Source organism: Pedobacter sp. AC464 (assembly GCF_979253075.1).
The window spans coordinates 377,673-396,476 of the sequence record NZ_CEEDBV010000001.1 but is presented as its reverse complement, the minus strand read 5'-3'; the positions used below and the strand labels follow the sequence as shown (position 1 = coordinate 396,476).

Annotated in this window: 13 protein-coding genes; 5 read left to right on the top strand and 8 right to left on the bottom strand. The window is 39.0% G+C overall.

From position 1 onward, the window contains the following. Positions 1-58 precede the first annotated feature (58 nt). From AC0IWT_RS01675 to AC0IWT_RS01655, 5 genes are all read right to left on the bottom strand, one after another. The gene (locus tag AC0IWT_RS01675) at positions 59-2,434 is read right to left on the bottom strand and encodes an ABC transporter permease (protein ID WP_471795710.1); all 2,376 of its coding nucleotides are present in this window, start codon (positions 2,432-2,434) and stop codon (positions 59-61) included. Between the two features lie 139 nt (positions 2,435-2,573). Then, positions 2,574-4,943, bottom strand: a complete 2,370-nt coding sequence (locus tag AC0IWT_RS01670) for an ABC transporter permease (protein ID WP_471795709.1) — start codon at positions 4,941-4,943, stop codon at positions 2,574-2,576. A 230-nt stretch (positions 4,944-5,173) separates the two neighbouring features. Beyond that, on the bottom strand, positions 5,174-5,872 hold the full coding sequence (locus AC0IWT_RS01665; protein ID WP_471795708.1) for an ABC transporter ATP-binding protein: 699 nt from the start codon (positions 5,870-5,872) through the stop codon (positions 5,174-5,176). A gap of 8 nt (positions 5,873-5,880) precedes the next feature. Continuing rightward, positions 5,881-6,273, bottom strand: a complete 393-nt coding sequence (locus tag AC0IWT_RS01660; protein ID WP_471795707.1) for a hypothetical protein — start codon at positions 6,271-6,273, stop codon at positions 5,881-5,883. 10 nt (positions 6,274-6,283) lie between these two features. After that, positions 6,284-7,555, bottom strand: coding sequence for an efflux RND transporter periplasmic adaptor subunit (locus AC0IWT_RS01655; protein WP_471795706.1), 1,272 nt, complete (start codon positions 7,553-7,555; stop codon positions 6,284-6,286). Positions 7,556-7,872: 317 nt separating this feature from the next. Here AC0IWT_RS01655 and AC0IWT_RS01650 point away from each other — a divergent pair, with 317 nt between their 5' ends. The 5 genes from AC0IWT_RS01650 (at position 7,873) to AC0IWT_RS01630 (ending at position 13,578) form a co-directional block, all read left to right on the top strand. After that, positions 7,873-8,151 (top strand): endonuclease domain-containing protein, encoded by a 279-nt coding sequence (locus tag AC0IWT_RS01650; protein ID WP_471795705.1) that lies wholly within the window; start codon positions 7,873-7,875, stop codon positions 8,149-8,151. 20 nt (positions 8,152-8,171) lie between these two features. After that, on the top strand, positions 8,172-8,249 hold the full coding sequence (locus tag AC0IWT_RS01645; RefSeq protein ID WP_471797199.1) for a hypothetical protein: 78 nt from the start codon (positions 8,172-8,174) through the stop codon (positions 8,247-8,249). 177 nt (positions 8,250-8,426) lie between these two features. Then, complete coding sequence (locus tag AC0IWT_RS01640) at positions 8,427-9,794, top strand: sigma-54-dependent transcriptional regulator (RefSeq protein WP_471795704.1); 1,368 nt, start codon at positions 8,427-8,429, stop codon at positions 9,792-9,794. A 66-nt stretch (positions 9,795-9,860) separates the two neighbouring features. Beyond that, on the top strand, positions 9,861-11,219 hold the full coding sequence (locus tag AC0IWT_RS01635) for a sensor histidine kinase (protein WP_471795703.1): 1,359 nt from the start codon (positions 9,861-9,863) through the stop codon (positions 11,217-11,219). Between the two features lie 169 nt (positions 11,220-11,388). Then, the gene (locus AC0IWT_RS01630; protein WP_471795702.1) at positions 11,389-13,578 is read left to right on the top strand and encodes a bifunctional alpha,alpha-trehalose-phosphate synthase (UDP-forming)/trehalose-phosphatase; all 2,190 of its coding nucleotides are present in this window, start codon (positions 11,389-11,391) and stop codon (positions 13,576-13,578) included. A gap of 196 nt (positions 13,579-13,774) precedes the next feature. On the opposite strand, the gene AC0IWT_RS01625 is transcribed toward AC0IWT_RS01630, so the two are convergent. The 3 genes from AC0IWT_RS01625 to AC0IWT_RS01615 form a co-directional block, all read right to left on the bottom strand. Further along, positions 13,775-15,559: a glycoside hydrolase family 15 protein gene (locus tag AC0IWT_RS01625; protein ID WP_471795701.1), complete on the bottom strand. Its 1,785-nt coding sequence runs from the start codon at positions 15,557-15,559 to the stop codon at positions 13,775-13,777. A gap of 404 nt (positions 15,560-15,963) precedes the next feature. Next, positions 15,964-17,232 carry a glucose-1-phosphate adenylyltransferase gene (locus tag AC0IWT_RS01620; RefSeq protein WP_471795700.1) on the bottom strand — a complete coding sequence of 423 codons (1,269 nt, stop codon included), beginning with the start codon at positions 17,230-17,232 and terminating at the stop codon, positions 15,964-15,966. A gap of 8 nt (positions 17,233-17,240) precedes the next feature. After that, a complete protein-coding gene (locus AC0IWT_RS01615; protein ID WP_471795699.1) occupies positions 17,241-18,653 on the bottom strand; it encodes a glycogen synthase in 1,413 nt (470 codons plus the stop codon). Positions 18,654-18,804 lie beyond the last annotated feature (151 nt).

Genomic DNA, 18,804 nt, shown 5'->3' with positions numbered 1-18,804 from the left:
GTACATTTCAGGGCTATGGCGTTTAAAGCTTACGCCTTCTTGCATAAACATCAGCCCTTTATTCATATTTAAGTGCATCTACAGGGTTAGCTTTAACCGCTTTTTTAGCCTGAATGCTCACGGTAACTACGGTTAACAAAATTGTGAACAACGCACTGACCAGAAATGGCAATACCGATAAATCTATTCGGTAGGCAAAGGTTTCCAGCCATTTTTTAATAAGTATATAAGCTACCGGCCAGGAAATTATGTTGGCGAGGAGTACCATGACGAAAAACGAACTGTTAATCAGTTTAAAGATTTGAACATCACTGGCACCCAATATTTTGCGCACCGCAATTTCCTTAATCCTTCCATTTGTGATGTACTTTGCAAAGGCAAACAAGCCCAGAACAGCAATAAAAATGGTTAGCAACGCCGCGGCAAAAAACACCGACTGCAACTGTTCCTGCTTTTTAAAGAGTTTACCATAGAGCTCATCCAAAAACTCGTACCTAAAGTCTTCTCCATCCTTTGGATTGATTTGTGACCACTGCGTTTTTAATGCCGCCAATGCGTCGCCCATTTTACCTTCCTCAATTTTAAGCATGATTTGAGTTTTCGAATTTCCACATGGGTTTTTAATGGTATAAATGGTGGGCTGAACAGCGCTTTCGAAACCCTGCGCTTTAAAATCTTTGATTACGCCAACAATTTTGTAGTTGGTATTGCATCCTTTAATTGTTTTGCCAACAGGGTTTTGCATATTATATTTTGCAACGGCACTTTCGTTAATCACTGCAGAATTTATGGTATCGGTGCTAAAAGACGGTGAGAAGAACCGACCTGCTTTCAACCTGATGCCAAGTGTTTCGAAGTAATCAAAATCCACATCTACAAAATCAAGATTAGATTGGATTCCTTCAAATGTGTAACCATTTGTACCATTTTCTGCCCCATCCGGAATATCGGTTGCCACAGTAGCCGACTTTATTCCGTCAATTTTTAAAATTTTATCCCGAACAGGCGCAAACTTCTCCGGTTTATTGAAATAGGAAATATTTTTGATGTAAACCACCTGATTCGCTGTAAAACCTACATCCTGGGTTCGCATGTACTTTAATTGCGAATTGATAAACAGCAAACTGATGATAAAAATTACAGCAATGCTAAACTGAAAAACCAACAAACCATTACGCAGCCATGAACTTTGTTTACTGGTTGAAAAGTTCCCTTTTAGTACCAGAGCAGGTTTAAAACCCGATAAAACAAGGGCAGGATAAGTTCCGGCGATAAGTGTTATCGATGCGAGAACGAGGGGTAATTGCCAAAACAAATTATTTTCGACATTCCAGATGGCTAAATTAATTTGAAATAGGTTATTGAAATAAGGTAGTGCAAGTTCTGCAATTATTAACCCAAAGGCCGTAGCCACGAAGCACTGAATAAATATTTCTGTTAGAAACTGTGTGGTCAGCTGCAAACGGTAAGCACCCATCACTTTTTTTACACCAACCTCTTTTGCTCTTTTTGCTGCCTGGGCTATGCTTAAATTTGTAAAATTGATGCAGGCAATAACGAGAATGAGAATTCCGAGTATAGAAAGTGCCATCAAAATTTTATAAGGCGAATCGTTTCCGGCTTTCGGCCTCAAATGTAGATTTGCTAATGGGTCTAAAAAAGTAGAAACACCTTTAATTTCTTCAATTGTCTTTTTGTCTGTTTCACCTTTCAGTAGCTCTTTTCTATATAATCCGGTAATTTTCTGTTCAAGGTTTGCAACATCGGTACCGGGTTTTACCTGTATATAAGTTGTGTAATTATTATAACCATAATTCTCGCCACTGCCAATTTCATTACCGATTGAAACGCCATCAAAAGTAGTATTTGAATGCAGGTTGTTAACAATTGTTCCGTTTATTTTGCTGGTGATGCCAAGGCTGCTCGAACCCACTCCTACCATTTCCGGCTTGTTGTCTTTTTTATCAGGAAAGAGAACTTTCATATTCTCTTCACTTAGATAGGAAAGTCTGTCGCCATTTCCGTCAGGTTTTTCAAGACCCGCGTTAGGTTTTAAATCGAGAATTTTAGCGGCATTGTAATCCATCTGCATAAAATTTTTGGCAAACAGCGTATTCTTACCGTTTTTCATCGTGAACTCGAAAAAACCTCTTTTTGTAATGCCCGCATTTTCCACCTCAGGAAAATTTTGTTTAATGGCCTTTGCCAATGGCGGCGAAGTGTAGTTGGTTTTGAAATCGGGATAAATGCGCCCTACAAGATAAATGTCTTTGTAATGCGGGTTCGATTTATCAAAACTGGTTTCATAAGTAAAATACATTGCCACCAGAATAAACGCGGCCAAAGCAATAGCTAAGCCACCAACATTAATTGTGGTAACACCTATGTTTCTCCATAGATTGCGCAAAGCGATTTTTAGATTTAATTTGAACATAAAGCGCCCCCTAAATCCTCCCGGGAAGGGAAGACTTTTTGTTTATGGTTAAAAAATTTATTTTTACTAACATTATTTCTTCGCTTAAAGGTGTAAAACTTTGCAACTCCTCCCCTCCGGGGAGGTTGGGTGGGGCTAATCATTCATATTTAAGTGCGTCTACCGGGTTTGCCTTTGCTACTTTAACCGATTGAATACTTACGGTTAATATGGCTATCAAAACAGACAATCCAATGGCTATTATAAAAGGCATTGCAGAAATTGAAACGCGGTATTCATATCCAGAAAGCCATTTGTTGATGATAATATAGGAAACCGGGAAAGCAATCACATTTGCAATGGCGACCAGTTTTATAAAATCTTTATTCAGCAGGGTGAGAATGTTGCCTGTGCTGGCACCGAGAACTTTACGAATACTGATTTCCTTTTTACGTTGTTCTGCCATAAATAAAGCAAGTCCTAACAAGCCCAAACATGAAATAAAAATTGCGAAGCCACCAAACCAGTTTGAAAGCGTACCTAAAAGTTTTTCGTTTTGAAATTTTAGTTCAAAAGATTCATTTAAAAATTTACGGTTTACAGGATAATTTGGTTCAATCTGGCTCACCAGTTCGTCCATTTTTTCTAAAGAAGAACTTATGTTTTTATCAGGATTCAACCTTGCAATGATTACATTGGTATTATCCTGGTTATTTAAATAGAAAATCATTGGCGCTACTTTTTGATAGGCACTTTCTACCACAAAATCTTCTACTACACCTACGTTTGTAAACTTATTGCCCCAGAATGTAATAACGGCGCCCAATGGATTTTTTAAGCCCATCATCTTAACGGCTGCCTCATTGAGCATTACACTACTGCTGTCGTTCAAAAATTTCGACGAGAATTCCCTACCGCTAATTATCTTTGTTCCAACTGTTTCGGTAAAATCATAACCTATTCCTCTGTGGTTAAATGAGACCAGTTCGTTAGGGTTTTTCCCAGCCCAGGATATGCCCGTAGTGTTGTTGCCACCCTCCGTAAACTCCGAACTAAAGGTTGTTGCGTTTACCGCAGCGCCAGATTTTATCAACTGTGTTTTAAGTAATTCAATTTTACCTTTATCACGCATTTTGCCCTGCACTTCAATTTGAACCAGGTTTGATTGGTTGTAACCGATAGGCTTATTTTTGATGTAATTAAGTTGCTGGTAAATAACAACCGTGGAAACAATTAAGCAGGCAGCGAAAACAAATTGGAACACAACCAGTACCTTTCTCACCGAAACCGATGAATCGGTTTTTGTGCTGAAACCTTTTAACACTTTTATAGGTTCGAAAGACGACAAATATAATGCGGGATAGCTCCCCGCCACGAAGCCTGTAAAAACCATCAAAGCAAATAATACAACCCAAAACAGACTATTCTGGTAGTCAATGGTTAATTTAATATCAAGCAAACCATTAAAGTATGGCAAACTAACTTCTACCAGGATAAAAGCAAAAACGGTGGAAATAAATGTTATAAGAAGAGATTCCAAAAAGAACTGACTGATGAGCGATTGCCTTGTTGAACCAATTGCTTTGCGGACTCCAACCTCCTTTGCTCTGCGTTCTGAACGTGCTGTGGATAGATTCATAAAATTTACACAGGCAATGAGGAGTATGCAAAAGGCTAACAGCAAAAATATTTTTAGCTGGTCTATCTTACCACCTACAGATCTGCCATTCTCGAAATCGCCATACAGGTGCCATTTCGTTAGTGGATGAAGCAAGGCCTTGGCGCTAATTTCCTTGTCGTGGTTTTTGTAAATATCTTTTATATCGGCATTGGCTTTAGCAAAGGCAGCATTATCTTTCAACTGCACAAGGGTAAGGCACATATTATTACCCCAGTTATTCTGTTTCGCCCAGGTTTCCCTTTTCAAAAATAAATCCCAAGGCATAATGCACTCAAAAATTATACTGCTGTTTGCCGGCGCATCTTCTATCACCGCTTCGACTTTCAAAACATCCTGGTTTTCGAGCTTAACGGTTTTATTAATCGGGTCTTCATTTCCAAATAATTTTTGTGCAAAAGATTTTGTAAGAATGATGGTATTTACATCCGTTAAGGCTTTTTTAGGATTGCCTTTAATAAATTTGTAATCCAGTATTTTAAGAAAATTCTGATCAGCAAATACGACTTTACTTTTTATTTTGTTGTCTCCAACGGTAACCAAATTCTGCCGCGGATAGGTTGAGTGCGAAGCATATTTAACGCCAGGAAAGTTTTGCTGCAAATCTTCAGCCATAACGTTTGGTGTCCAGCTCCAGCTAAAAGTCTTTCCATTTGCAACAACACTTTGATAAACTACATATGTTTTATCGTTGTCTTTAAATTGCTTATCATAGCTCCATTCATAGGCAACGTACAAAAGCAGCAGCATACAGCTGGCTAAGCCAATTGCCAATCCACCTACATTAATTAACGCAAACCCTTTGTTTTTCCAAAGATTTCGCAACGCAATTTTTAAGTTTATTTTGAACATTGTAGTATCGGTTATTTATTTTCAGGTATTAAAAACATGCCATCGCCTCTAGCTTCCAGTTCCATTGTTGTTGATTTCCCCTTCTTGCCTTAGTTTTCAGCTTTTTAAGGCGCCTTACCCGAATCTTTCAATCCAGAAAGATTCGGTCTGGCTATCATTAAACTAAAACTAATTTTTTAAGGTTGAACACTTACGAAACAGGGATTATGTGTTGGATAGAGTTTATGTTGTTAAATTAATTCCTCGTTTCTGCTTTTATTTATCTTCTCAGAAATTACATGCCCGTCCTTCAGGTTAATGATTCTATTCGAGAAACTCGCATCGTGACTGGAGTGCGTAACCATTACGATGGTGGTGCCGGTTTCGTTTAGCTCGCAAAGCAACTCCATTACTTCATTACCGTGCGAGCTATCCAGGTTACCGGTTGGCTCATCGGCCAAAACTAATTTTGGTTTGGTAACCAAGGCCCTTGCGACGGCAACACGCTGTTGCTGCCCGCCAGAAAGCTGTTGGGGGAAATGCCCGCTACGGTTTACAATATTCATCCTCTCAATAATCTCGTTAACCAGCTTCTTACGCTCACCGGCAGCTATTTTATTGTATATGAGTGGCAATTCGATGTTTTCAAAAACGGTGAGCTCATCAACTAGGTTGAAATTTTGAAAAACGAATCCCATGTTTCTTTTTCGAAAATTGGAACGTTCTCTGTCGTTTAAGGTTAAGAGCTCGGTATCGATGAACTTGTAGCTGCCACTTTCAGGCTTATCTAATAAACCCATTACGTTTAACAAGGTCGATTTTCCGCAGCCAGATGGCCCCATAATGGAAACAAATTCACCTTGTTTAACATGAAGGTTTATTCCGTTTAATGCCGTGGTTTCTACTTCTTCAGTTTTGTAAACCTTTTCTAAGTTTTCTATATTAATCATGAAGTAATTTATTTGATGGTAAGTTTGATGTTATTGATTTGCGCATTTTTTAATTCTACTTCGAAATCCTTCTCTCCAAGTTTTTTGTGGTAAATTTTAAATTTATAAACGCCGGGTTGTAATTGGATGTCTGTGTTTTCTGCTTTTAGCTCCATGTTAAACTTCAATTTATTTTCCTGAAGCAACTCGATTTTCTCCAGCAGGGAAACGTCCCCAACAATAGTAAATTTTACCTTGGCCAAGTTTGAACTGTTACTTTTAACCGGTTTACTGTAAATATTCATTTCATATGTAATGCCATCTTTTGTATCCATCCAATTGGCTTCTTTTTTAAAAATGCCTTGCGAATAAGCTAAGAATGCAAAGCAAACTAAAAGGCATGTTATTAAAATTCGACTCATATTATTTAAGCTATTTACTGATTTCTACCTGATCATATTGATTAAACTGGTCATAAGATGAGGTAATAACTTCATCACCCTTCTGCAAACCATCCAATATTTCATAATACAAGTAATTTTTTCTTCCGATTTTGATATTTTTCTTAACTGCTTTGCCATTGTTTACCACAAATACCCACGAACCACCGGTACTTTGGAAAAACTGGCCTTGTGCTAGCAATAATGATTTGCTGTTATCAGATAAAGTTAGTTTAGTTTGAAGCGACAATCCACGGCGTAAACCATCAGGCGCCGAGCCTTTAAAAACCATTTCCACCTGAAATTGCCCAGCAGTAACCTCTGGAATAACTTTGCTCACCATCAGATTATAGGTTTTACCATTGAATTCACACGTTGATGTTTGTCCTTCTTTAACCCTGTTAATGTAATATTCGTCTACACCCGCCTGCAATTTATAGCCCTGCAAAACATCGATTTTCCCAATCATTTCATTTGAGTTGTAAGATTTTCCAATAACCGGATCATACGATGAAAGCTTACCAGAAACAGGTGCTTTGATGGTCATATTCTCGATATTTTTATGAATCATTTCCAAACTCTCGTTCATTTGCCCCATAGATTGGTCGATTTGTGAAAGCTGCATTTTTCTACTTTGGTTTTCTTGCTTTACTGCCTGGCGAACAATTTTAATTTTTCCCTGGTAATATTCATAATCCTGGCTCGACTTGTTAAACTCCTGCAGTGTAATTACCTTTTTTGCGAAAAGAGCGCTATCTAACCGATACTGACGGGCAGCAGTCCGGAGACTATTTTCTACATCCAAAACATCCTGATTTAGAACTCTTTGATTTTGTTCGAGGTCCAACCGTGATTTACGCAATTGGTTAATCTGCTCGGTGGCTGCCGTCTGGCTCGAAGTGTAACTCAACATAGCATTTGAATTAGAGATTCGTAGTAAAGGTGTACCTTTTATAACAGAAGCACCATTTTCAGTAAAAATTTCGGCAACCGTTCCGCCTTCCGAAGAACTTACAATTACCGATGTGAGCGGAACAACACTCGCATTCAGCAAAACGACATCTTCAAAATCGCCATAATTCACTTTACTTATGGTAAGCTTGTCGGCATCTGCACTATAGCTTTTTTTTAGTGATAAGGTGTAGCCATAGATTACAACCGCTATAAAAGCAATTGCTCCACCGATTATTATCATCGCTTTTTTGCTAAATCTTTTCTTCTCAATTTTCTTGTCCATTGTTCGGTTGTACTGTTCGGTTTGCATATTAACCAAGCTTGTGCCAAAACAAATTACAACACTTAAGTATCTGATAAACAGGGTGTTATTTGATTTTTTATTTTTGAGATGTTCATTATCGGACAGTTTATGTGCGGGAGCGGACAGTTTTCTTAAATTTGGTTTGTGGAACCTCACCCCTTTATCCCCTCTCCTCTAATAGAGGGGGCGAAGCGCTGAGAAACGAAATGGATATAAAATAAAATGTTCAACCTTTTACCTTTGTTTCCCTCTCTTCAAGGAGAGGGACTGCATAAAAGAACAAAAACTTCTTCCTTTAGTAGGGTGAGGTAAAAAAAAATAAAATGGAAAACTATGGAGATGATCTTTTCAAAGGTGCCAGTCATAAACTATTTGAGTTTTCGAAGGTATTGAGGAAAGCTCAAACAGATGCGGAAGGTACAATTTGGCAAAACTTAAGGAATAGAAATATTTTAGGATTCAAATTTCGAAGACAACACCCTTTGAATAAGTATATAGCAGATTCCTATTGCCATGAGGCTAAACTGATTATTGAAATTGATGGAGGAATTCACAATCAAGTAGATGTTTTAGAACACGACAAAATAGAACATACGAATTAGCCGAACTTGGAATTCACGTTTTGAGATTTACAAATGAAGAAGTGAATGGAAGTCTGGAAATCATTTTGAACACGATTAGGGATTATTTAAAAAAGTAAGAGCCTCACCCCTTTATCCCCTCGCCTCGAACAGAGGGGGCGAAGCGCATAGAAACGAAATGGACATGTAATAAAAGGTTCAACTTTACCTTTGTTTCTCTCTCTTCAATTAGGGACAGCACAAAAGAACAAATCCTTCTTCCTTTAATAGGGTGAGGTTTTTTAAAATTTAAAATCATGTTAAACGCTACAGTATTAATCATCGACGATGACGACGACATCCTTTTAAGTGCACGCTTGTTTTTAAAACAACAGGTAAAACAGGTTATCACCTGCAAATCGCCCAAGGAGATTAACATCTTATTGAGCAAGAACGAGGTAGATATTATCCTGTTGGATATGAATTACCAGAAAGGTGCAAGTGATGGACGGGAAGGATTATATTGGCTCGAACATATCTTATCAATCGACAAGGATTATGTTGTTATTTTGATGACGGCCTTCGGGAATGTTGAGCTTGCAGTAAAAGCGATAAAAAAAGGCGCTACTGATTTTATATTAAAACCGTGGGAAAATGAAAAGCTTTTTGCAACGATTTCCGCGGCTTCAAAGCTTCGCGAATCGACCAAAAAGGTTAAGAAACTAGAGAAAATCCATACCTCCTTGCATAAAGACATGACCCGCGGCTTTGAACATATTGTTGGCGAGGCCGATGGTATAAAACAATTACAAAACACTTTGTTGAAAGTGGCTCCAACAGATGCAAACGTTTTAATTTTAGGGGAAAATGGAACTGGAAAGCAGGTTTTCGCCTATGAAATCCATGGTAATTCCCAGCGCAAAAATCAAGTGTTTATGCATGTAGATTTGGGTTCATTAAATGAAAATCTTTTCGAAAGTGAATTGTTTGGCTATGCTAAAGGTGCTTTTACAGACGCTAAAGAAGACAAACCCGGACGTTTTGAACTGGCTGACTGCGGAACAATATTTTTAGATGAGATTGGGAATTTAACCCTGCCCCTCCAGGCAAAATTGCTAAGTGTTTTGCAAAACCGAACGGTTATCCGCCTCGGCGAAAGCAAAGAACGCAAGGTAAATGTAAGATTGATTACGGCTACAAATATGCCGTTGAATGAGATGGTGGCTAAAAATACTTTCCGCCAGGATTTATTATTCCGCATTAACACCGTAGAACTTGTACTGCCACCCTTACGGCAAAGAGGAACAGACATATTGCTTTTGGCAAATCATTTTATGCAGGTTTTTAGCGCTAAATATCATAAAGAAATCCGAAGTTTAAACCACAAAGCTGAAGAAGTTTTATTAAACTATAAATGGCCTGGCAACGTTCGGGAATTGCAGCATGTGCTGGAACGTGCGGTGATTATGAGCGACGGAAAGGAAATTTCTGAAGAGGATTTGCAACTTAGTCCGCAGCGATTTGCCCAAAACGCAATGCCGGATGAAATGGCACTTGGCGAAATGGAAAAAATGATGGTTCAAAAAGCCATCGATAAACACAAAGGCAACATTTCAAAAGCAGCCGCTGAGCTCGGTTTAACAAGGGCAGCCCTGTACAGAAGAATTGAGAAATTTGGAATTTGAGCCTAAATTGAAAGAATATAGCCGAAAACTTTAATTTTTACGCTTTTGGCTTTTAGCTTTAAAAATATGTTCTACGAACGCTTTACTTTTCGTTTAATAACCCGGCTGGTCATTATAAACTTACTTGGTTACCTGCTGTTTTACCTTGTTAAGCACACACAATTGTGGTTTACGATTATCGGTATAAGTTTAATTCTGCTTGGAGCAATAATCTCGCTTTACTACTACATAAATGAAATTCGGTCAGACATAAAGCGCTTTATTTTGGCGGTTAAAACAAGAGACCACACCCTAAATTTTAAAAATAAAACAACAAAAGGAAGTTTTCCTGAATTATATGAATCTTTCGGTGAGGTTTTGCAGGTACATAAACAGATAAGAATGGAACAAGAGGCAATGTTTCAGCTTATTAAAACCATTTTGGAGCAAGTTCCTGTAGGTGTAATTGTGATTAACAATACCAAAACGGCTCAGGATAATGAAGAAATTGCCTTTTTCAACCAAGCTGCGTCGAATTTGCTGAGCGTTCCTGCCTATAAGTATTGGCATCGTCTTAAGCAGCATTTACCAAACTTCGCTTATGAAGTAGAACAAATCTCATCAGGTGGGAAGCGGTTTTTGGAATTAAAAATCCAGGAAAAGCTGATTCAGTTATCAACAGAAGTGATTCCTTTGAATCTATATGGAAAGAACTACACCATTGTTAGCTTTCAAAATATCAAAGACGAAATAGAGCAAAAGGAAACCGAAGCCTGGAATAGATTAATCGGAGTTATTTCACACGAAATTCTAAATTCAATAACACCAATTAGTTCTTTGTCTGATACGATAAACAGTATGGTAACCAATAAAGAAAACCTGGATTTGGATGAGATGGAAGATTTGAAAACTGCCCTCCAAACCATCAAACGGCGTTCTACAGGTTTATTGGATTTTGTAAAAGATTACCGTTTAATTGCGGAGCTGCCAACGCCGAGCCTCGAAGCGCATACCATTGGCGAGATTTTGAAACACATTAAAGTTTTGATGCAACCCTTTGCCAAAGTTAAAAATGTCGTATTGGATGTGGAGCAAACTTCGTCGAAAATCACCGTTCAACTCGATTTAAAATTAATAGAACAGGTGTTGATTAATTTGATTACAAACAGCATTTATTCTGTAGAAGAGCAAAAAAACCCACATATCACGGTAAGCCATCGCCTGGAAAACACAAAACTTTATATTGATGTTACAGACAATGGGAAGGGTATTGAAACAGAAGATTTGGAAAAGATTTTTGTTCCCTTCTACACCACTCGTAAAAATGGTTCGGGTATTGGCTTAACCATCAGTCGTAATATTATGAAAATGCACCGCGGAAGTATCGAAGTGATTTCGACTCCTGATGAGCAAACCACATTTTCCCTATTGTTTAATTACGTCTGAAGCGATGTTAAACAAGCAGCTATCTTCAGCAATTTTTAACCCTGCCTGTACGTAAATTATGCTCTGCTTATAGTTTACATGAAAATCATCTCAATGTTTGATTTGAAACAAAATCCAAACAAATTATGTTTAAATGGCTTTTATTTATGTGGATACATCAAATATGAGCATGAAGACAGTTATAATATCGAACAGACTTCCCGTTAAAATCATCGAAGAAAACAACGAATATACGTTCATTCCGAGTGAGGGCGGCCTTGCAACCGGACTGGGAGACGTGTATAAAAATGGCAATTCAATTTGGGTGGGTTGGCCAGGAATAGAGGTTCCTCTGGATAGACAAGAAGAGGTAATCGAAAAACTAGGAGAACTTAATCTATATCCCGTTTTTCTAACTCAAGAAGAAATTAATCTTTACTACGAAGGCTTCTCCAATGAGGTGTTGTGGCCGGTTTTTCATTACCTCGTTACCTACGCACACTACGAGCAAAGCTATTGGGATAGCTATAAATCTGTTAACGAAAAATTTGCCAGGAGCGCTATGCAGGTGCTCAACAGAAGGGATAAAATCTGGATACAGGATTACCAGTTACTGCTGCTTCCGGGTATTTTACGAGAAAAGTTACCCAACTCAACCATCGGCTTTTTCCAGCATATTCCGTTCCCCTCTTATGAAATTTTTAGGCTAATCCCCTGGCGTGAAGAACTGCTGAATGGACTGATCGGTGCTGATTTAATCGGTTTACATACCTACGATGATGTTCGCCATTTTATCAGTACAGCAACACGGCTTTTACCGGTTAACTCCTCATCAAATGTGTTGAACAGCAATGAAAGGCAGATTGTAATCGAGGCTTTTCCAATGGGTATCGACTTTGATAAGTTTTCTTCATTAACGGCAACAGATGAAGTACAAAGGGAAATCGCAAATTTCCGGCAGGGAAAAGAAGAAACAAAAATTATTCTTTCCATTGATAGGCTGGATTACAGTAAAGGAATTCTCGAAAGATTAAAAGCGCTTGAATTGCTCCTGCAGATGCATCCGGAATTTATCGGTAAAATCGAAATGTTCATGATAGTGGTACCTTCGAGAGATACCGTACCACAATACAACGAGCTTAGAGAGCATATTGACCAGTTTGTTGGGAATCTGAATGCACGGTACCGCTCTATGGACTGGATTCCCGTTAACTATTTTTACCGCTCTTTTCCGATAGAATTTTTATCTGCACTCTATGCCTCGGCAGACATCTGCCTGGTTACCCCCATGCGTGATGGAATGAATCTGGTGAGTAAAGAATATATAGCGAGCAGAAACAATGAAGATGGGGTCCTGATTTTAAGTGAAATGGCAGGTGCATCGAAAGAACTTACCGACGCTTTGCTGGTGAACCCGAATAACCTGGGCGATATTATGGAAGCAATAGTTACCGCCTTAAAAATGCCTCTCGAAGAACAACAAACCCGTATGAAAGCCATGCGGGCAATTGTAGAAAAATTCAATGTAAAGCATTGGGTAAATAATTTTATTTTAAGACTAAACGAAGTGAAAGATTCTCAAAAATCATTACAAACCAAACATGCAGTAAATGCCGTAAACGAAATTATCGCCGCAAAATATTCTGAATCCAAAAACAGGGTATTGTTTCTTGATTATGATGGAACGTTGGTAGATTTTACCGGCAACATAGACGATGCATCACCTGATGATGAATTATATGATTTGATTGAAAATCTGACCCTTGACAATGCAAATACGGTAGTTATAATTAGTGGGAGAAGGAATGAAACCCTCGAAAAATGGTTTGGCCATTTAAAAGTGGATATGATTGCCGAACATGGCGCATGGCAAAAAGCACAAGGCGAAAAGTGGAACTGTTTACCACTGTTAACAGACCAGTGGAAGGGTGAAATCCGCTCCCTACTCGAAACTTATACCGATAGAACCCCAGGTTCGTTCATAGAAGAAAAGAGTTATTCACTTGTTTGGCATTACCGTAAGGCAGAAGAAGGTTTGGGCGAATTGAGAGCCAGCGAAATCGTAAGCCATATGAAAATTTTGGCCGCAGATAAGGGTTTACAGCTCATGCCCGGAAATAAGGTGATAGAATTCAAAAACATTGAGGTGAATAAAGGAAAAGCGGCTTTAAACTGGTTGTATGATAAAAATCCTGATTTTATAATGGCGCTTGGCGATGACCACACTGACGAAGATATTTTTAGGGCTTTACCGGAAGATGCAGTAACGGTGAAAGTAGGTAATAATTTATCAGAAGCTAAATATTATCTTAATGATTTTAAAGAAGTTAGAAAATTACTTTGGAGCCTAGTTAAAGAAGAATTTGTAGAACGAGGGTGATTTAAATACAATGAGTGTTTAATGTAATGAATTAGGAATTACTCTAGCGGAAATCAATTAATTTGCCGGAAATCATTAAACATGATAAAACTATTCCGGTTTAACCAATTTAAAACGCTCGGTAAATTTCCCGCGGATTTCGGTAATCAACGCAGAAGTAAATCGACGAAACTTCACGTAATCCGCGGGAGATATTCTACAAAAATATTGGCCTGTCTAACTTGATGGCGATGCGATATGCAGCATTCATCAAACCAACATGACTATAAGCCTGCGGGAAATTCCCCCACTGACTTCCGGTTTTGGCGTCAACATCTTCGCTGAAAAGTAGCAAGTGGTTACAATATTTGATAATATTTTCAAACTCCTTAATTGCCTCGTCAGTTCTGCCAACGCAAGCCAAAGCCTCTACATACCAGAAAGCACAAATTAAGAACGTGGTTTTTGGCTTTCCAAAATCATCAGCATGCAGGTACCTGTAAAATAACCCGTCTTCAGTTTTTAATTCACGCTCCAAGGCAGCTAAATGGTCTTTAGCACGGTCTGATGCAGGGTCCAGGTAGTTCATCATAATCAACTGCAAAGTGCTCGCATCTAAATGCGGACTACCAACGGCATTGGTATAAACCTTACGTTCCGGGTCGTAACAAGCTTCGATATGGGCGGCAGCCTTGTCAATTAGAACCTGAGCTCTATCCTCAAAATCCTGATTACCGATAGTTTTTGCCATTTTTAAAGCCGCCTGTGCGCCAGCCCACTGAAAAAGATTGCTGTAGCAATGTACATTCGCAATATTCCGGAATTCCCAGATACCAGCATCTTTTTCATCAATTGTACGCTCTATTTTAGATAATACACTTTCAATCCATTTCACAGAATCGCTGCGCTCCGAAAAAACGAAACGATGGTCGGTATATAGCGGCAACATTGAAATTAAAACCTGTCCGTAAATATCGTTTTGTATATGTTCGTAGGCTTGATTTCCGACTCTGATAGGTTGCTCACCTTTGTAACCTTCCAAATGATCCAAGGTGCGTTCGGTGATTTCACGTTCGCCGGCTATGCCATACAACGGTTGGTATCTGGTGTCTTCAGCATGGGAAATATCAGACAAGTAATTAAAATACTTCTCCATCTCTTCAAAGTGCCCAATATGGTTTAAAGAGGTAAGCACATAGTGAGAATCACGCAGCCAGCAATAGCGGTAATCCCAGTTTCGGGTACTGCCCGGCGATTCTGGCAAACTGGTTGTACTTGCGGCAATAATTGCCCCGGTATCCTCATACTGGTGAATTTTCAAAACCAGAGCAGAACGAATCACAAAAGGTTGATAGAAACCTGCTATAGATGAATGCTTAATCCACAACCTCCAGTATGCCACTGTTTCCCGAAGAAAGGTTTCTGCGGTACTCACCACGGGCGCCTCCAGGTTCTGTCCGTAAGTCATAATGAGGTATTTTGCCTCGTTTAATACAAATGCTTTTTCATCTAAGATGTAAGTAGTAGATACATTGGTACTTAACCTTATATTTTCGTCGCAACCGATATAATCAATGTGGTTGCTGCCCCTGCTCGAACGCATTTTACCTTTCCCGTAATCGCAAACGGGCTCACATTTTATGGTGATTCGTGGGTTGCCTTGCAGGGGTTCAATCTTTCTGATAAACATCAATGGCTTAAAATACCGCTCGTATAGATGGAACCTTGGAGCAAAATCAGTAATGCGATATTTGCCGTCTTCCGCGGTAATTTCGGTTCTTAAAACATTGGTATTTTCAATATAATATTGAGTCGATGAGAATTCTCCCTGAGGTAAAATTGAAAATTCACCGCCTTTTTGTTTGTCAAGCAAGCTCCCGAAAACGAAAGGACTATCAAAACGTGGCCAGCAAAGCCACGAGATATCTGTATTTTTATTTACATGTGCCAGAAAAGCACAGTTTCCTATTATTCCTGTTTGATAAAGGTGTTGTTCGGCCATAAGCTCATTTAATGTTTATCTACTAACAAGCTTATGCGAAAAATGTTGGCGAAAAAGGGGATTTTTAACGATTTAAACAAGTACTTCGCAAACACAAACGGCTGCTAAGCCATATTGGATAAAATTTAATGGATAGAGCGGGATTAATTTGGTTACGGAAATGAAATTGTATGACCTAAACGTTCGAGAAATCATGTCAGCTTAACCCTAAAGGTCAATGCCAAAATCTCGAGTTAGCAACGATTTTACCATCTAATCTAGCTGAACAATGGTGCTAAACAAAAATTCTACGGAAACGGTTTCTCTAGGTGTAATCAGACTACGCCTCGCTTAACCTGGGCAAAAAAAAAGCCAGTTTAAACGAATTTAAACTGGCTCAACAGATTGAATACTAAGTCGTTATTCTAAATTACAGTTCCACTTGGTAAAACCGCACCCTTTTTAACTACAACGATTCCGTCTTTAACAGCATAAAGTTCAAAATCGCCATCTTCCAAATGCGGGCCACCATTAATTTTCACATCATTTCCAATGCGACAGTTTTTATCAATAATCGCGTTGTTAATGTAACAGCGGTCGCCGATGCCAATAAGTGAATTGCCTTTGGTTGTTTCCGTCTGAATTTCTTCCAAAGTTTGGTAACGATCGCTACCCATTACATAAGTATTGGTTACCACGGTATGTTTGCCAATGCGGGCTCTGATGCCTAGTACGGCATGTTCAATTCTACTTGCCTGTACAATACAACCCTCGGCAATAATTGCCTTCTCTAGCGTTGTACCCGAAATTTTCGACGGCGGCAACATCCTTGCACGGGTAAAAATTGTGTGGTTGCTATCAAACATATTGAATTTCGGAATTTCATCCGTTAAGCCTAAATTGGCTTCGAAGAAAGACGAAATGTTACCAATATCAGTCCAATATCCTTCATATTGATAACTTAAAACACGACTCTCAGTAATCGCCCTTGGCAAAATTTCTTTACCGAAATCCTTTTCGTCTTCGTTTTCATTCAGAATATTGATTAAATACTCCCTATTGAAAACATAAATACCCATAGATGCAAGGAAATTCCGGCCTTCGCTCTGCATTTCCGCTCCCGTGTCAGACACCCAATCCTCTAACCCAGTTTTCGGCTTTTCGATAAAAGAAGTAATCATGTTTTCTTCATCGGCTTTTAGGATACCGAAGTCGGTCGCATCTTTTGCCGTAACCGGAATTGTTGCAATGGTAATTTCTGCATTTGCATCAATGTGTTTTTGGATCATTTCCTGAAAATCCATCTGATACAACTGGTCACCAGATAAAATCAGGATGTAATCAAACTCGTGAGAAACAATGTGGTGCATACATTGGCGCACTGCATCGGCAGTTCCCTGGAACCAGCCTGCGTTTTGCACCGTTTGCTCGGCCGCAAGAATATCAACAAAAGCCGTACTAAAGTGGCTAAAGTGATAAGTGTTTTTAATGTGTTTATTTAGGGATGCTGAATTAAACTGTGTTAACACAAACATACGGTGGATGCCAGAATTCAGGCAATTTGAAATTGGAATGTCTACCAACCGATATTTACCAGCAATCGGAACTGCCGGTTTAGAACGTGTTTGTGTTAATGGCGATAATCTAGAGCCCTGGCCACCGCCAAGGATAACGCCTAAAACTTTGTCAGTCATGTTTAAGCTTATTTTAATATTTGGTATAATTCTATGTAATTCGTTGCTGCCCTATCCCACGAATGGTCAATCTTCATCATGGTTTTACGTACTGCTTTAAAAGCTTTTTTATCATTATATAAATCAACAGCACGGTTAATGGCATGTGTAACATCCCAAATGCTGGTTTGGTCGTGGCACAAACCGAAGCCGCCATCCCCAATGTCAATTACTGTGTCTTTTAACCCACCAACACGCCGCACAATCGGTACGGTGCCATATCGCAATGCATAAAGCTGGTTCAGGCCACAAGGCTCCACCCTCGATGGCATAAGTAGAAAATCGGCGCCTGCATAAATTTCGTGCGAAACCTGTTCGTTGTAGCCAATGTACGCATTATACCGCCCTCCAAAAATGTCTTTCAATTGATTTAATCGCCCCTCAACCCAATTCTCTCCAGAACCTAGAACCAACACATTTATGTTGTCGCCATGTTGTTGAAGCGCAGTGTAAAATATGTCAGGCAACAAATCGGCACCCTTCTCATCAACCAATCTTCCAATAAAAGTGAACAGTGGTTTGGATGCGTCTAATTGAAAAACATCGCACAAAGCCTTTTTGTTTGCGGTTTTTCCGGCTTCTACTGTTTTTAAATTGTAACTTTTTCCGAGCATAGGGTCTGTCGCAGGGTTCCAAACTTCGCTGTCTATTCCATTTAATATGCCCACACATTTCCATCGCTCCTGCCTAAGCAAACTTTCAAGGCCGCGGGCATTGTTCATCATTTCCTCTAAATAGCTTGGCGATACAGTGGTTACTTTCCAGGCACATTTAATGGCCGAGGCGAGTGGATTTATTGCATCTTCCCAACCCAGCAAACCACCCTTCCATAAATCGAAAGCCGGCAAATAATACAATTTTTCCCAGCCAAACTGGCCTTGATATTGTGCGTTATGAATCGTTAAAATGGTAGGTACTTTAATCAAACTATTGTACTTCAAACAGTTCGAAACCATAAATGGGATTAATCCAGTATGGTGGTCGTGGCAGTGGATTACATCCGGACGATGTTCCCATTGTGCAATCCAATCTAAAGTGGCAATTTGGAAAGCAACAAAACGCTCGGTGTCATCATCATAACCGTAAACATTTGGTCTGTCTGTTAATCCCTGAATATGAACAATATATAAATCGAAACCAAGTTTATTGGTTTTCTCCCGCAATACGCGGTAAGAAAAATGATGGTTACCGTAATTAGACCAGGCATCATAAGCCACTTCAAATTCACTTTCCCGCACAAATTTAGTATCATAGGCAGGAACAACCACTTTGGCAATATGGCCGATTTTATTCTGGTATTTTGGTAAGGCCCCTACCACGTCAGCTAAACCGCCAACTTTCGCAACAGGGTAACACTCGGCGCTTATATGTATAATTTCCATCAAATATTTGGTGTAGATAACTCTGTTAAGTTAGTAATTGTTTTCTGATTTGGAAATAATGGGAAATTTATTTTTGTAGATAGATTTCTCCGCAGGTTTAGAAGATTATCGCAGCCTGATATCTGTTCATTTCCTGATTAACTGGTGATTT

What these genes read in the sequence shown, in the direction of transcription:
- AC0IWT_RS01675 (WP_471795710.1), bottom strand. Translation starts at nt 2,434, where the DNA reads ATGTTCAAATTAAATCTAAAAATCGCTTTGCGCAATCTATGGAGAAAC.
- AC0IWT_RS01670 (WP_471795709.1), bottom strand. Translation starts at nt 4,943, where the DNA reads ATGTTCAAAATAAACTTAAAAATTGCGTTGCGAAATCTTTGGAAAAAC.
- AC0IWT_RS01665 (WP_471795708.1), bottom strand. Translation starts at nt 5,872, where the DNA reads ATGATTAATATAGAAAACTTAGAAAAGGTTTACAAAACTGAAGAAGTA.
- AC0IWT_RS01660 (WP_471795707.1), bottom strand. Translation starts at nt 6,273, where the DNA reads ATGAGTCGAATTTTAATAACATGCCTTTTAGTTTGCTTTGCATTCTTA.
- AC0IWT_RS01655 (WP_471795706.1), bottom strand. Translation starts at nt 7,555, where the DNA reads ATGCAAACCGAACAGTACAACCGAACAATGGACAAGAAAATTGAGAAG.
- AC0IWT_RS01650 (WP_471795705.1), top strand. Translation starts at nt 7,873, where the DNA reads ATGGAAAACTATGGAGATGATCTTTTCAAAGGTGCCAGTCATAAACTA.
- AC0IWT_RS01640 (WP_471795704.1), top strand. Translation starts at nt 8,427, where the DNA reads ATGTTAAACGCTACAGTATTAATCATCGACGATGACGACGACATCCTT.
- AC0IWT_RS01635 (WP_471795703.1), top strand. Translation starts at nt 9,861, where the DNA reads ATGTTCTACGAACGCTTTACTTTTCGTTTAATAACCCGGCTGGTCATT.
- AC0IWT_RS01630 (WP_471795702.1), top strand. Translation starts at nt 11,389, where the DNA reads ATGAAGACAGTTATAATATCGAACAGACTTCCCGTTAAAATCATCGAA.
- AC0IWT_RS01625 (WP_471795701.1), bottom strand. Translation starts at nt 15,559, where the DNA reads ATGGCCGAACAACACCTTTATCAAACAGGAATAATAGGAAACTGTGCT.
- AC0IWT_RS01620 (WP_471795700.1), bottom strand. Translation starts at nt 17,232, where the DNA reads ATGACTGACAAAGTTTTAGGCGTTATCCTTGGCGGTGGCCAGGGCTCT.
- AC0IWT_RS01615 (WP_471795699.1), bottom strand. Translation starts at nt 18,653, where the DNA reads ATGGAAATTATACATATAAGCGCCGAGTGTTACCCTGTTGCGAAAGTT.